Annotated in this window: 11 protein-coding genes; 2 read left to right on the forward strand and 9 right to left on the reverse strand. The window is 70.4% G+C overall.

Features of this window, described 5'->3' with window-relative positions:
- Positions 1-9: 9 nt before the first annotated feature.
- The 8 genes from KXC43_RS22595 to KXC43_RS22630 all read right to left on the reverse strand — a co-directional run bounded on the left by KXC43_RS22595 (position 10) and on the right by KXC43_RS22630 (position 10,159).
- On the reverse strand, positions 10-1,023 hold the full coding sequence (locus tag KXC43_RS22595; protein WP_221378110.1) for a GNAT family N-acetyltransferase: 1,014 nt from the start codon (positions 1,021-1,023) through the stop codon (positions 10-12).
- Entirely contained in the window at positions 1,020-2,147 is a 1,128-nt protein-coding gene (locus KXC43_RS22600) for a hypothetical protein (protein WP_221378111.1), read from the reverse strand. The genes KXC43_RS22595 and KXC43_RS22600 overlap by 4 nt, the downstream gene beginning before the upstream one ends.
- A complete protein-coding gene (locus tag KXC43_RS22605; protein WP_221378112.1) occupies positions 2,144-3,346 on the reverse strand; it encodes an O-antigen ligase family protein in 1,203 nt (400 codons plus the stop codon). The genes KXC43_RS22600 and KXC43_RS22605 overlap by 4 nt, the downstream gene beginning before the upstream one ends.
- A complete protein-coding gene (locus KXC43_RS22610; RefSeq protein WP_255644572.1) occupies positions 3,343-4,629 on the reverse strand; it encodes a lipopolysaccharide biosynthesis protein in 1,287 nt (428 codons plus the stop codon). The genes KXC43_RS22605 and KXC43_RS22610 overlap by 4 nt, the downstream gene beginning before the upstream one ends.
- Positions 4,622-6,322: a tyrosine-protein kinase domain-containing protein gene (locus KXC43_RS22615; protein WP_221378113.1), complete on the reverse strand. Its 1,701-nt coding sequence runs from the start codon at positions 6,320-6,322 to the stop codon at positions 4,622-4,624. Before KXC43_RS22615 ends, KXC43_RS22610 begins: the two co-directional genes overlap by 8 nt.
- Before the next feature lie 2 nt (positions 6,323-6,324).
- Positions 6,325-8,004 carry a glycosyltransferase family 4 protein gene (locus KXC43_RS22620; protein ID WP_221378114.1) on the reverse strand — a complete coding sequence of 560 codons (1,680 nt, stop codon included), beginning with the start codon at positions 8,002-8,004 and terminating at the stop codon, positions 6,325-6,327.
- A 7-nt stretch (positions 8,005-8,011) separates the two neighbouring features.
- Positions 8,012-9,163, reverse strand: a complete 1,152-nt coding sequence (locus tag KXC43_RS22625) for an aminotransferase class I/II-fold pyridoxal phosphate-dependent enzyme (RefSeq protein WP_221378115.1) — start codon at positions 9,161-9,163, stop codon at positions 8,012-8,014.
- Positions 9,164-9,388: 225 nt separating this feature from the next.
- Complete coding sequence (locus tag KXC43_RS22630) at positions 9,389-10,159, reverse strand: polysaccharide deacetylase family protein (protein WP_221378116.1); 771 nt, start codon at positions 10,157-10,159, stop codon at positions 9,389-9,391.
- 223 nt (positions 10,160-10,382) lie between these two features.
- Here KXC43_RS22630 and KXC43_RS22635 point away from each other — a divergent pair, with 223 nt between their 5' ends.
- Complete coding sequence (locus KXC43_RS22635; RefSeq protein WP_221378117.1) at positions 10,383-11,393, forward strand: lipid II:glycine glycyltransferase FemX; 1,011 nt, start codon at positions 10,383-10,385, stop codon at positions 11,391-11,393.
- A 172-nt stretch (positions 11,394-11,565) separates the two neighbouring features.
- On the opposite strand, the gene KXC43_RS22640 is transcribed toward KXC43_RS22635, so the two are convergent.
- A complete protein-coding gene (locus tag KXC43_RS22640; RefSeq protein WP_221378118.1) occupies positions 11,566-12,615 on the reverse strand; it encodes a LacI family DNA-binding transcriptional regulator in 1,050 nt (349 codons plus the stop codon).
- A gap of 228 nt (positions 12,616-12,843) precedes the next feature.
- Between KXC43_RS22640 and KXC43_RS22645 the strand changes: the two genes are divergently transcribed.
- Positions 12,844-14,079: a sugar ABC transporter substrate-binding protein gene (locus tag KXC43_RS22645; RefSeq protein ID WP_221378119.1), complete on the forward strand. Its 1,236-nt coding sequence runs from the start codon at positions 12,844-12,846 to the stop codon at positions 14,077-14,079.
- The last annotated feature ends 1 nt before the right edge of the window (position 14,080 follow it).

Consider the following 14,080-nt stretch of genomic DNA (forward strand, 5'->3'; position numbering starts at 1 on the left):
GGCTCGCTCCTAACGGTAGGGCGGGAAGGTGCCGGACTCGCCGGTGTCGCGGCCGGCGGCGGAGACCAGGTCCTCGTACGCCATCCGGTCGCTCACCACGCGCCAGGTGTGGAACGGATGCCGCCGCGGCGAGAAGCCGGCTTTGTACGAGAACAGCGAGTCCTGCTCGCCGCCCTTGCCCCCGCCGAGGTGGAAGACGGTGTCGCCGCGCGTCTTGCACCAGCGCCGCACCTCGTCGTACAGCAACTCGTCGGCGTACCGCTTGGGCGCCCGCCGGGTCGACGAGACGTAGCCGGTGGCGATGCCGTGGTGCTCGAAGAACGTGTTGCCCCCGACCACTTCGCCGTCCTCGAGCGCGACGGCCAGGTGCATCCGGTCGCCCATCGCGTCGTGCACGGCGGCCAGGTGCTCGCGGCTGAAGAAGTAGTAGTCGGAGGCGCCGACCCGCCGCATGTTGTCGTGGTAGACCGCGACCCACTCGTCGAGCCGGCCCCAGTCGTCGAAGACGACCTCGGTGCCGGCCCGCCGCGCCCGGTTGATGTGGTTGCGGTGGTCGCTGCGGGTCTGTTTCCACATCTCGTCGAGGCTGACTGTCAGGTCCATCGAGACGGTCTCGCCGTGGTGCACCAACGTGCCGAAGCGGGCGAGCAGCGGCAGCGGCGCGGGCAGCAACGGGTGCATGCGGACGAAGGCGGTGACGATGCCCTCGTCGCGCAGCGTCTCGAGCATGGCCGCGCAGGCCCGCTCCCAGAAGTCGCGGTCGCCGGGCATCGCGTCGCTGATCGGGCCCGGATATCCGTACGGGGAAAGCGCATCCCGCAGACCCGTGCCGGGGATCTCGCGCAGAATGAGGGGCAGCAGCAGGTGACGGCTGCCGTCGGAATACCAGAACGCGGCCGGGGTGCCGGAGCACAGCGCCGCGTCCAGCGTCACGTAATCGGGCAGGTGGTAGGTGTCGTGCCGGGCGCGGTGCAGGGCCTCCTTCCATTCCCGGGCCGCCGGTCCCACGAGCGCTGCGGTCATTTCCTGGCTCCTAACAAACGGGCGTTGAGCGCCATGTTGGCGGCGAACTGGTCGTTGACGACGCGGTGGCTCTCCAGCCGCTGCTGGACGCCGGGGTCGGAGCGGCCGAGCTTCACGAAGCCGTCCGCGAACCACCCGTTGTCGGTGCCGCTGCCGTCCACATAGGCCTTGTAGGTGGTGCCCCCGGGCCACACGACCCGGAGCAGCAGGCGCGAGAACGCCGCCAGATCGGCCTCGGTCCAGGTGGTGCCGCGGTCGCGGGCCTCCACCACGTACGCCATGACCCCGTTGCCATGGCTGATGTCCTGGCCCGGCCGTTGCGCCGAGCCCCACACGTCGCTCCAGAAGTACGCGGTCGGCTCGACCGGGTTGCGGCGCATCTGTTGCCGGAGCCCGCCGTTGTACCCGGGCACGTGCTGGTCGACGTCGGCCACCACGGTCAGGTAGCGCTGCTTGCGGCCGGCGTCGGTGGTGACGCGCGACAGATTGAGCGCGATGAGCGCCCAGTGCGACGTCATGTGGGTGCGTTCCCGATAGATCGTGTCCTCGGGCCCGCGCGAGTGCCATTTCTCGAAGATGTGCTTCTCGGCGAACGAGAGCAGCCGGTCGTAGCGGGATCGGTAGGCCGGGTCGCCGAAGACTGCCGGGTTCTCCCGCATGGCCACGAGCAGAGCCGTTCCGTACCGCCAGAAGTAGCTTTCGTAGAGCGGCACCTCGGTGCCGTCCTCCCGGGCCGACGTCCATCCCAGATAGCCGCCGCGCATCGTGCTCGCGGTGGCGGTCACGTTCTCGACGAGCTGCAGCGAGCGGTCGAGGTAACGGCGTTCGCCGGTGGCCCGGAACATCGCCACGGCGGCGTCAACCGTGTACGAGACCCCGTAGTGGTCCCAGCTGTCGGCCGACCGGCTCAGCGGCAGCCCGACCTCGACCGTGTAGTCCCAAGCCCGTAGATACACGCCCGCCCAGTAGCTGACCGGCTTGAGCGCGGCCGACGTCACCGCCGCCTCCGGCGAGGCCGGCAACGGGCTGAGGGCCGCGGTGGTGTCTTCCTCGGGCGTGGTGCAGGCGGCAACCGATCCGGCTGCCGCCAACAGCAGCGCCCGTCGCGAAGCGCGTGCGGTCATGCCGGGACCTCCTCGAGTACGCGGGCCGGCACCGTGGCCGCGGCCGCGGCCATCGCACCGAAGATCCAGGCTAGGCGTGAGTCGTAGTAGTCGCCGGAGAACAGGCTGCTCAGCCCCACGAAGACGGCGGCCGCCACGGCCAGTCCGGTCAGCTGGGGGCGGTGCCCGCCGCCATGTACGGTCGCCGTCCACAGCAGCACGGCCGCGGTGAGCAGCCCGATGCCGATCAGGCCACCCTCGGCCGCCACCCCGAGCACGTAGTTGTGCGGGTACTCGACGAACTGGTTGACGCCGATCAGCCCGTAGAAGCCGTCGAGCCCGGCGCCCGCGAGGGGGTGGTCGACCGCGAGCTGCCACGCCGCGGCCCAGATGTCCGTCCGGTCGGAGAGGTACCGGTCCTGCACGGTCTGCTCGACGAAGCGTTCCTGGAACAGGTTGGTGAACGCGGGCGGCGCGAACGCCCAGATCGTGATCACCGCGAGGGTGACGAAGCCGAGGGCGCCGGCGACGGCTCCGGGATGCAGCTTGCGCCGGATCTTGACGAGCGCGAACGCTCCCACGGCCGCCCCCGCGAGCAGGCCGGCCCGCGAACCGGAGAGCACGGCGGCCAGGCCGAACAGCGGGGTGGCCAGCAGCGGCAGCAGGCGGCGGGTGAACAGGGCCAGCGCCACCGCGCTGATGATGCCGAGAATCTCGATGCGGACGAAGACGTTGGGGCCACCGCCGAACGCCGAGTAGCGGCCCTGGTCGCCCGGGCCGTTGATGAAGAGGGCGGCCAGCGCGAAGATGATCGCGGCCACGTAGAAGAGCAGGAACGCCGTGCGCACGACCGCGTCGGGATCGCCCACGGCGTACAGATAGAAGGCGACGACGAGCGCGCCCAGCAGCACGAGGTCGAGCGTCTGCGGCCCGACCCGCGAGGCCGCCGGCGCCCACAGGCCCGAGGCGATCTGGAACAGGAAGAACAGCATCGTGGCGACGAGCCAGCCTTCCCTCCTCTCGCCGAAGGAACAGCGGGGCCGCCGGGCGATGTCCACCACCAGCACCGCCAGCGCGACGAGCAGGCCCACCACGCGCAGGTCGACCCAGGCCAGATCGGTCCAGCCGGCCCGGTCGAGCGTGTACCGCCCGCCGATCGCCACCAGGACCAGGATCAGCCCGGGCGCCAGGAAGACCCGCGGAGTGCGCAGCCAGGTCATCCGCGGTCACCTGTCACGCGGTTGGCGATGAGCGCGAAGAGCAGGCACGAGCCGTAGCCGATGAGCGATCCGTAGGCGGCGCCGAGGATGCCGAACGGCGGGATGAGCGAGACGTACCCGGCGAAGCTGACCACGAAGCCGGTGATCTCGGCCGCCGAGACGTGGCTGCCGCGGCCCTTGGCGATCAGCAGGCCGAGCACGACGCGCGAGACGGCGTAGAGGCCGGCCGCGGCGACCAGCGGCACGACGACCGCCTTGGCCGAGGCGTAGTCGGCGCCGAAGACCGGCACGATGAGCAGATACAGCAGTCCCGCGGCGATCGGCGCCACGACCAGGCAGTAGAGGCTGACCGCGAGCAGGATCGGGCGGGTCGCCAGGCCACCGTTCTGATGCGCCTGGCGCCACTTGCCGAGCCGTGAGTCGGCGTAGGCCCGGATCGGCCACGCCAGCAACTCGGTCATGGTGGCCACAGCGGCGTACAGGCCGAGCGCCGAGGTGGAGGCGAGCGCCGGCAACGCCAGGCGGTCGGTGCGCAGCATCGCCATGTTCGAGATGGCCGCGGGGAACAGGGCCAGACCTTCCCGGCGTACGAGGCGGTTGCGGTCGGGCAGGCCGGGCCCCGCCGGAGCCGGGCGACGTAGCCACACGACGATGTAGGCCGCAGTGGGGAGCAGACCGGCTACGAGGTAGGCGACGATCCACAGCGCCGGGGTCGTGGTGTCGACCACGTACAGCACGACCAGCAGGCCGAGCAGCAGCAGCGCCTCGGCGACCCGGGCGATCAGGAAGTCACCGACCCGCCCGGCCGCGATCGCGATCGACCGCGTGGCCAGCCCGGCCACCTCGACCAGCGTGTAGAGCGTGATCAGCCCGATGACCAGCAGCCCCGGGTTGTACCGGCCGGGCGCGAAGACCTCGTAGCCGGCGGCCAGGGCGACGCCCGCCGCGCAGGGAACGATCAGGAGCTTCGCGTACGCCTTGACGGCCGCGGCCGGCCTGATCCCGTGGTAACCGGCCACGAAGCTGCGTTCCGTGCCCAGCAGCATGAACTGGGTGGACAGATAGACCACCTGAAGCATGAGCGCCACCTCGCCGCGATGCGCGGGAGCGAGGGCCCGGACCATCAGGATGTTGACCACGAAGGCCACGCCACCGGTCAGCAGCTGAGAGGCGAACAGCTGCACGTACGACTCCCGCAGCTGCCCGCCTATCCAGGCTACCGGGCCGGTGCGCCGCTCGGCGACGGCCGCGACGGCCGGGCGCTCCGCCTGGAGCTCACTCATCCTCGCCCTGCTTCTCGAGCTTCTCGGTCGCGTCCTCGTCCTTCTCGGCGGCGCGTGCCTGGCCGTTCTCCGTGGTGCGTGCCTGGCCGTTTTCCGCGGCGCGCGTCCGGCCACTCTCCCCGGCAGGCGTCCAGCCGTTCATGACGTCGTTGCCGTTGACCGGCTTGATCCGCTGGGTGGTGATGCCGTCCACGGGGGTGAAGGCGATCTTCTGCGTGGTGGCGCCGTCGTCCGCTTCCCGTGGCTGGAAATCGTTCGCCACGGGTTTCCGCTGTTTCACGATGGCCCGGCCGCTGACCGGGTTGGCCGGGGACGGCGGCGCCTCGTCCGGCTGCTCACGCCGGCCCAGCAGGGTGGTGACCAGGCTGTCGTTGTCGAGCGGGGCGGGCCGCTGCGGCTGCGGCGGGGCCGGCTCGTCGGGCAGACGGCGGGGCAGGGCGTTGAGGACGGCCGCGACCAGCTGGGTGCCGATCCGTCCGAGCAGGTCGATCGAGCGCTGCACGTCCGCTGTGCGTGTCCGGTTGGCCCGCACCACCAGCAGCGCGCCGTCGGTCACCTTGCCCAGCACGGCGGCGTCGGCCACGCCGTGCAGCGGCGGCGCGTCGACCAGCACGACGTCGAAGCGGGCGGTCAGCTCGCGGATGGTCGAGGCCAGTGTGGGGGAGGCCAGCACCTGCCCCGGGTCGAGCCGCTTCTCACCCGGCGGCAACACGGTCAGGCGCCCGTCCAGCGGGTCGCGCAGCACGTCGTTCACCCGGGCCCGCCCGGTCAGCACGTCGGCCAGCCCGGGCCCGTTGTCCATGGCCAGATAGCGGCCCACTCCCGGCGAGCGCAGATTGGCGTCGACCAGCAGTACCCGGGCCCCGGTCTCGGCGATCGCGATGGCCAGCCCGCAGGCGACGGCGGTCGTGCCCTCCTTGGGGTTGGCCGCGGTCAGCATCAGCGCCGTGCCGCGCGAGCCGTCCCGGGCCGGTGTCTCGGGCAGCAGGCTGCGCACCCGGCGGAACGCCTCGGCCAGCGCCGAATCGGCCTGACCCGACCGCGCCCAGCGCCCGTTGAGCGAGATGACCCCGACCGTGCCGATGCCGAGGCGCCGCAGGTCGTCCTCCTCGCCGATCGTCTTGCCGGTCGCCTCCCGCACCGCGACTGCGACGGCGCCCACGAGCAGCCCGAGCACGGCCGAGAAGCCCACGTCGCGGACGAGGGTGCCCGGTTCCTGGGTCGTCACCGCCTCCTGAGCGACGGTGATCTGCGGCGGCGGCCCGTCGTCCGTGGCGACCGGCGGATCGAGCTTCTTGGCCAGGGCGACCAGCGCCGACGTGGCGCTGGTGACCATCGTCCGGCTCTTGTCGGCCGAAGCGTCCTTGGCCGTGACCACCAGCAGGTCGGTTCCCGCCTGCACTTCCGCCGACAGGCTCTTCCGCACCTGCTCGGCGGTGGCCGGCTCACCCAGCTTGGTCGCCACGTTCTGTGCCACCCGGGGGCCGGTGAGCAGCGCGATGTACGAGTTGAGGCGGCTCGCCTTCGCGTCCGGGTCGCCCGCTCCGGTGGTGACGAACAGGATCATCGAGGACCGGTACGCCGGCTCCTGGGTCAGCGCCAGTCCGGTCGCCCCGCATACGGCCACCAGCACCGGCACGACGATCCACAGCCATCGGCGCCGGCACGCCCGAACGTATTCGCGCAGTTCCACGCTCAACTCCTGCTCTCGGCAGCGGCAACCTGCTCGCTCGTGGCGGCAGCGCTCGTGGCGGCGGCGCGGTTGTCCGTGGTGGCAGCCTGTTTGCTGATGGGAGCGGCGCTCGTGGCAGCGGATTGTTTGTTCGTGGCGGTAGCCTGTTCGCTCGTGGCGGCGGCGCTCATGGCAGCGGCCCGGTTGTTCGTGGTGGCAGTCTGTTCGCTCGTGGCGGCGGCGCTCGTGGCAGCGGCCCGGTTGTTCGTGGCGTCGGCCTGTTCGCTCATGGCAGCGGCGCTCATCGCAGCGGATTGTTTGTTCGTGGCGTCGGCCTGTTCGTTTGTGGCGGCGGTGCTCGTGGCTGCGGCGCGGTTGTTTGTGGCGTCGGCCTGTTCGTTTGTGGCGGCGGTGCTCGTGGCTGCGGCGCGGTTGTTTGTGGCGGCGGTCTGTTCGTTTGTGGCGGCGGTGCTCGTGGCCGCGGTCCGGTTGTTCGTGGCGGCGGCCCGGTCCAGGACCTCGGCGAAGCGGTCGAACAACAGGTCGCGCGAGAACTGCTCCACGGCGAGCTTGTGGGCTGCGACGCGGGCCTGGGCCAGCCACGACTCGTCCCGGCAGTGCTTGACGAACTGCTCGGCCGCGTCGTCGGTGTCGGTGGGATCGAGGACGAGCCCGGCGCCGGTCTCGTCGATCAGGTCGGCCTGCCAGCCGCCGTAGTTGATGGCGATCGGCCGGCCGGCCGCGAGGGCGTCGAAGAACTTGTTGGCGGAGTTGTCCCACAGCGCGCGGATCGGCCGCACGAAGCTGGTCGACATGGTCGCGGCGCCCAGAATCACCGGCAGCTCGGCCTTCGGCACCTTCTCCCACATGCGCACGGTGTCGTCGAGCAGCCCCAACTCGGCCGCGAGCGCCTTCGTCGGCTCCCACTCCTTGCCGTGCCCCACGATGAGCACCCGGATCTCAGGGTCGAGCTCGCGCATCCGCTGGGCCGCCCGGACCAGATACTCGACGCCGTTGACCGCCCCGAGCGCTCCGGTGTAGACGATCAATGGCCGTTCGCGCAGCCATTCATGCTTGTTTCTGAACGCTTGGACATCCTCGGGTGCGACGTCGAACATCGCCAGGTCGGCCGCGTTGGGGATGACCGTCGTCCGGGTCGACGGCCGCCGGGCGACGACACCGGCCGCCATACCGGGGGAGAGGGCGACAACCTCTTTCGCGTTGCGGTAAGCGAAGTTCGCGAGTGCCCCGGCCACCCCGCGCAGCACGGGGTTGCGCAGCGCGCCCATCTTGATCGGCACCTCGGGCCACAGGTCGCGTACCTCGAACACGAACGGCACCCGGCGCAGTTTCGAAGCGAGCACACCCGGCACGGCGACGGTCAGAGGCGTGCTGGTGGCGAAGACCAGGTCGGCCTTCAGCGAGGCCGCTTTGGTCGTAGCGACCACCATGAACTGAGCGAACGCGCGGATTCTGCGCGCGTAGGACATCGAGTTGTTGTACGGAACCGAGAACCAGTGCACGCGTACGCCGTCGTCCTCGGTCTGCCGCCAACCAGCCCCGCCGGGCGCGCCGGTGATGTCGGTGGTGATGACGTCGACCGTGTGCCCCCGCTCGACGAGGCGCCGGGCCTGCTCGTACGAGCGGATGCCCCCGGCCATGCCGGGATTGCAGTAGTACTGGTGGATGTAGACGATGTGCATGCCGGCGCTACCCCTCTGTTCCGGCGGCGACCGCGCGCACGGCAGCCACGACGCGTTCCCGGTCGTGCTCGGTCAGCGCGGACCCGCTCGGGAGGCACAGCCCGCGCTCGAAGAGGTCAGTGCAGACGTCGCCGCCGCGCATCACGCAGTCACGGAAGACCGGTTGCAGGTGCATCGGCTTCCAGGTCGGCCGCGCCTCGATCTCGTGGGCGGCGAGGCGCTCGAGCACCCGGTCGCGGCTCGCGCCGAACCGCTCGGCGTCGATCAGCAGGCAGGTCAGCCACCAGTTGGCCGCCCCGTAGCCGGCGATCGGCATGAACGTCACGCCGGGCAGGTCGCCCAGCGCCGCCCGGTAGTGACGGCCGGTCTCGCGGCGGGCGGCGATCATCGAATCGAGCCGCTGGAGCTGCCCCCGGCCGACCGCGGCGAGCAGGTTGCTGAGCCGGTAGTTGTAGCCGACCGCGCGGTGCTCGTAGTGCGGGAACGGCTCGCGGGCCTGGGTCGCCAGGTGCCGGGCCTTTCGGGCCACGCCGTCGTCGTCGGTGACGAGCATGCCGCCCCCGCCGGTGGTGATGATCTTGTTGCCGTTGAACGAGAGGACGCCGGCCAGGCCGAACGACCCCGCCGGGCGGCCGCGATAGGTGGCCCCGAGCGCCTCGGCCGCGTCCTCGATGAGAGCGACGCCGTAGCGGTCGCACGCGTCGACCAGCGGCTCGTAGTCGGCGCACTGCCCGTACATGTCGACCGCGATGACCGCGCGGGGCGGGCGGCCCTTGGCGCAGCGGCGCTTGAGCTCCTCGACAACCAGGGCCGGGTCGACGTTCCAGCTCTCGGTGGTGCTGTCGAGAAAGACCGGCCGGGCGCCCAGATACATCACGGCGTTGGCGGTGGCGGCGAAGGTGAACGACGGCACGAGCACGGTGTCGCCCCGGCGCACCCCGGCCGCGACCAGCGCCAGGTGCAGGGCGGCGGTGCCGCTGCTGAGGGCCACCGCGTGCCGCACGCCGACGATCTCGGCCATCTGCGACTCGAACGCGTCGAGGTCGGGGCCGACCGGGGCGACCCAGTTGGAGTCGAACGCCTCGAGCAGCAGCTTGCGCTCGAGCTCGCCGACGTCCGGCGGCGACAGCCAGATCTTCGTCTCGGTCAGGTCGGTCATGGACGCCCGTCCTCACTGCTCTTCTTTTCAGTCATGGACGTGGGTCCTTTACCGCTCTTGGTCTCAGCCATGGAGGGACCGCTCTTGGTCTCAGCCATGGAGGGACCGCTCTTGGTCTCAGCCATGGAGGGACCGCCCTTGGTCTCAGCCATGGAGGGACCGCCCTTGGTCTCAGCCACGGAGGAACCGGTCTTCGTCTCGGCCAGGAGGGTCAGCCATGGAGGGTCAGTCATGGACGCGGGTCCTTACCGCCCAGAGCGGCCAGGCCGGGTGCAGGCCCTGCCGGTTGATGGCCAGCGGGTCGTCGCCGGCCCGCATCGCCGGGCGCAGGGTGCTGGCGAAGCTGCGGTAGCCGGCGGCGCGGGCGATCGCGACGTCGCGCTCGCCGTAGTCGACGGCGGGATGGCCGTACGGGGCCGCGAAATCCCGCACGTCGAGGCCGAGCTCCGCCTCGATCGCGTTCTTGGAGTCGACCAGCTCGCGCAGCGCCTCGTCGTCGTTCTGGTCGGCCAGTCGCCGGTGGGTCACCGTGTGCGAGCCGAAGTCGAAGCCGGCTGCGGCCATCGCGCGGCAGTCGTCCCAGCTGAGGTTGCCCGGCCGGCCGATCAGATCGGTGGTGACGAAGAACATCGCCGGCACGCCCAGCTCGCGCAGCATCGGCACGACCACGTCCCGCCAGCTGGCGTGCCCGTCGTCGAACGAGAGGCAGAAGACCGGCCCGGCCAGCGGCTGCCACCCGGCCAGGATGCCGAGCGCCTCGTCCCACGACACCAGTCGGCCGTGGCGGCGGAACGTCAGCAGGTGGCGGCGCAGGTCAGCGGCGTACTCGGGAAGGACGTCGTGGTAGAAGGGGAAGAACAGCCCTGGAGCGCGCGGCAGCCGGCGGAAAGCTCCCGCCGGCGCCAGGATCCGGCCCTGGATCCGGGGCCGGGCGCGGAGCCGGTTGCGCAGCTCCAGCTCGTTCAGGCGCTTCCTGATCAGAGTCGGGGACTGCATGGGCACCCTCCGTGTCGCTGTCCTGCAACGACCCTGACAAAAATGGGGCGGGTGGCATCAGTAGCAATTGTCATCACGTATGTGAGAGATATTCACATCAATTTCGGGGCCCTTGCGAAATGCGTTCCGGGCGGCGCATCATCGCCTTTCCGGCGTCCGTCCGCCGCGGGTGCTGTTCCGCGGCCCGACCGGTTCCGCTGCCCCGACAGGTGAGGGATGACCCATGCTGCAACTGCACCGGGTGGAGCCGTCGGCCGAGATCTGGGCCGAGCGCGCCACCTACGACGACCGCCTGATCTTCCACACGGAGCCGTGGCTGCGCTTCGTGGCGGAAGCCCAGCGGGCCGAGCCCGTCCTGGCCCGTGTGACCGACGGCGACCGCACCGTCGGCCACTTCACCGGCCTGCTGGCAAAGCGCTTCGGCCTGCGGATACTCGGCAGTCCCATGGCCGGCTGGACCACCTCGTACGTCGGCTTCACGCTCGGCCCCGAGGTGTCCCGCCGGGCCGCGCTCGAGGCCCTGATGCCGTTCGCCTTCCAGGAACTGGGCTGCGCCCATCTCGAGATCCGCGACCGCGGCCTGACCCCGGCCGATCTGGGCGGCCTGGGCCTGCGCTGGTCCGACGCCCCGACCGCCGTGATTGATCTGCGCCCCGGCGAGGACGCCCTCTTCGGCGCGATGGCGAGCGCCTGCCGCCGCAATATCCGTAAGGCGGCGAAGAGCGCGGTGACCATCGAGGAGGTTGTCGACGATCCGACATTCGCCGACGATTTCTACGAGCAGTTACGCGACGTTTTCGCCAAACAGAACCTGGTGCCCACGTATTCGATCGAGCGGGTGCGTTCGCTCATCCGCAACATCGGTCCGTCCGGGCAGTTGCTGCTGCTCCGGGCGCGCGACGGCGAGGGCAGGTGCATCGCCACCGCGGTCCTGCCGTGGTATCACCGGACGATGTATTTCTGGGGCGGAGCCAGCTATCGGGAGCACCAGCACCTCCGTCCTAACGAGACGCTCATCTGGCACGCGATGCGCTGGGCCAAGGCCCGTGGCGTGACCGAGTTCGACTTCGTGGGCGGCAACTCCTACAAGGCCAAGTACGGCACCGTGGAGGTCCCCGTCCCGTGGGCCCGGCGGTCCCGCTCGCCGCTGGTCGCCAACCTGCGCGACGCCGCGCAGCAGGGCTTCGCCATGAAGCAGCGAGCCGTGGCCCGCCTGACCGGAGCCCGAGGCTGATTGACGCCGGCACGTCGTCCCATGACATCGCTCTCAGTCGGAACCGCCAGCATCTGAAAGAACTTGCAGCCGAGCCGTCGGGCGCCCGAGGTGTCGACCGGCTGAGCCGTCAGGCGGCCGGGGTGTCGACCGGCTGAGCCGTCGGACGGCGGGGTGTCGACCGGCTGAGCCGTCAGGCGGCCGAGGTGTCGACCGGCCGATCTTGCCGCTTCGGGGCTTTCGCGGTCGAGTCGCGCACGACCAGCTCGGGCCGGAACAGGTATTCCGAGTGCGGCGCGCCGTGGCCGTTGATCTCGTCCATCAGTGAGCGGACCGCCGCCACGGCCATCGACGTGACGGGCTGACGCAGCGTGGTCAGGGGCGGATCGGTGAAGGCGATCAGCGGCGAGTCGTCGAAACCGATGACCGAGACGTCGCCCGGCACGGACAGGCCGCGACGGCGGGCCGCCCGGATCGCGCCCAGCGCCATCAGGTCGGAACCGCACACCAGGCCGGTCACCCCCATCGCGAGCAGGCGGTCGGCGGCCACCTCGCCGCCCTCGACACCGAACAGCGTCAGCGACACGTAGTTGTCCAGGGCGGAGTCGGCGGTGCCGAGCTCGCGCTTCATCGCCTGGCGGTAGCCGGCCAGCTTGCGCTGGACGGCGATGAAACGGTTGGGGCCGGAGATCAGGCCGATGCGCCGGTGACCCAGCGCGACCAGGTGGGTGACGGCCAGGTCGCCGGCCAGGCGCTCGTCGCACGAGACGAACGGCGCCTCGATGCCCTCGGCGTAGCCGTTCATCAGCACGATCGGCAGCGGGCGGTCGAGAAGTCGCTGGTAGCGGGCGTGGTCGGCGGTGGTGTCGGCGGACAGGCCGGCCACGAAGATGATGCCGGAGACCTGGCGGTCGAGCAGCATCTCGACGTACTCGTCCTCGGTGACGCCGCCCGGGGACTGGGTGCACAGCACCGGCGTGTAGCCCTGCTGGGCCAGCGTCGACTCGATCACCTGGGCGAAGGCCGGGAAGATCGGGTTCTCCAGCTCGGGGACGACCAGGCCGACCAGGCCGGCACTGCGTTTGCGCAGCCGTTCCGGGCGTTCGTAGCCCAGCACGTCGAGCGCGGTGAGCACCGCCTGGCGGGTCTCTTGCGAGACGCCCGGGCGGTCGTTGATGACGCGCGAGACCGTCGCCTCACTGACCTGGGCCTGACGGGCGATGTCGGCCATCCGTGCACGCATGCCGCCAACTCTAGTGATGCGACGTTTCCGGGGAGATCCTGCAAGCTCTTCCATTGACTGCAAGGACTTGCTAACGTCCCGGCAACGACAACGACACAGGCCGATGCCTGGTCGAGACGTTCCACGCTGCGCTTCTGCAGTGCGGCAATGAAATCGCGATCACTCTCCCCTCGCAAGTCCACCGCACGTGGCTTGCAATTGATGAAACAACACGACAGGAGACGTCCCATGCGCATCCGTGCCGCGGGGGCAGCTGCCGCCCTTACCTGCGCCCTGGCCCTGACCGGCTGTGGCGGGGGCGACGCCGGCCCGACCACCGGAGCCTCGGCGGAGACACCGAAAGGCGAGCTGCTGATCTGGGCCGACGACAAGCGCGCCGCCGCCCTTCAGCCGTTCGCCGAGAAGTTCGGCGCCGAGAACGGCGTCACCGTCAAGGTGCAGGCCATTTCCAAGGATCAGCAGACCACCTTCGTCACCGCCTCCCAGCAGGGCAGCGGTCCCGACGTGACGGTCGGCGCCCACGACTGGATCGGCAACCTGGTGCAGAACGGCGCGATCGACCCGGTGCAGCTGTCCGCCGACCAGGCCGCGGGCCTCAACCCCAACGCGCTCAAGGCGGTCACCTTCAACGGGCAGACGTACGGGGTGCCGTACGCCATGGAGAATCTCGCCCTCATCCGCAACACCGACCTGGCCCCGAAGGCCCCGGCGACCATCGAGGAGCTGGTGGCCGAGGCCAGGAAGGCGAAGACTCCCGAGAAGCTCTGCCTGCAGGTGGGCCAGAAGGGCGACGCCTACCACCTCTACCCGCTCTACTCGAGCGCCGGCGGCTATCTGTTCGGCACGTCCGCCGACGGCGGCTACGACCCGAAGGACCTCGGCGTCGGCAAGCCCGAATCCGTCAAGGCGTTCCAGAAGATCGCGACGCTGGGCGAGAAGGGCGAAGGCGCGCTCAAGCGCTCGATCACTGGAGAGAACTCGATCGCCACGTTCACCTCGAAGAAGTGCGCGTTCCTGGTCTCCGGCCCGTGGGCGATCGCTGACGTCAAGAAGGCCGGGATCAAGTACGACATCAGCCCGGTCCCGGGCTTCCAGGGTGGACAGCCCGCCCGTCCGTTCCTCGGCGTGCAGACGTTCTACGTCGCCACCAAGGGCAAGAACAAGGCCCTGGCCCAGGAGTTCGTCACCAACTATGTGACCACGCCCGACCTCGCCGTCGCGCTCTATGCGGCCGAGCCCCGCCCGCCGGCCCTGACCGCCGCCTTCGACCAGGTGAAAGGCAAGGACGCCGACCTCGAGAAGTTCGTGACCGCGGGCAAGGACGGACTGCCGCTGCCGGCCGTGCCGGAGATGGCAGCCATCTGGGATCCGTTCGGCAAGGCCGAGGCCGCGGTGGTCGGTGGGGCCGACCCAACGAGCACGATCACGGCCGCCGGTAAAGCGATCTCGGCCGCCATCAAGTAGC

Origin of the sequence: Paractinoplanes polyasparticus, assembly GCF_019710575.1 — a bacterium.
GTDB classification, from domain to species: domain Bacteria; phylum Actinomycetota; class Actinomycetes; order Mycobacteriales; family Micromonosporaceae; genus Actinoplanes; species Actinoplanes polyasparticus.

Excerpts from the sequence above, each read along its gene's own strand:
- KXC43_RS22595 (WP_221378110.1), bottom strand. The coding sequence starts at position 1,023 with ATGACCGCAGCGCTCGTGGGACCGGCGGCCCGGGAATGGAAGGAGGCC.
- KXC43_RS22605 (WP_221378112.1), bottom strand. The coding sequence starts at position 3,346 with ATGACCTGGCTGCGCACTCCGCGGGTCTTCCTGGCGCCCGGGCTGATC.
- KXC43_RS22620 (WP_221378114.1), bottom strand. The coding sequence starts at position 8,004 with ATGCACATCGTCTACATCCACCAGTACTACTGCAATCCCGGCATGGCC.
- KXC43_RS22610 (WP_255644572.1), bottom strand. The coding sequence starts at position 4,629 with ATGAGTGAGCTCCAGGCGGAGCGCCCGGCCGTCGCGGCCGTCGCCGAG.
- KXC43_RS22625 (WP_221378115.1), bottom strand. The coding sequence starts at position 9,163 with ATGACCGACCTGACCGAGACGAAGATCTGGCTGTCGCCGCCGGACGTC.
- KXC43_RS22600 (WP_221378111.1), bottom strand. The coding sequence starts at position 2,147 with ATGACCGCACGCGCTTCGCGACGGGCGCTGCTGTTGGCGGCAGCCGGA.
- KXC43_RS22630 (WP_221378116.1), bottom strand. The coding sequence starts at position 10,159 with ATGCAGTCCCCGACTCTGATCAGGAAGCGCCTGAACGAGCTGGAGCTG.
- KXC43_RS22645 (WP_221378119.1), top strand. The coding sequence starts at position 12,844 with ATGCGCATCCGTGCCGCGGGGGCAGCTGCCGCCCTTACCTGCGCCCTG.
- KXC43_RS22640 (WP_221378118.1), bottom strand. The coding sequence starts at position 12,615 with ATGCGTGCACGGATGGCCGACATCGCCCGTCAGGCCCAGGTCAGTGAG.
- KXC43_RS22635 (WP_221378117.1), top strand. The coding sequence starts at position 10,383 with ATGCTGCAACTGCACCGGGTGGAGCCGTCGGCCGAGATCTGGGCCGAG.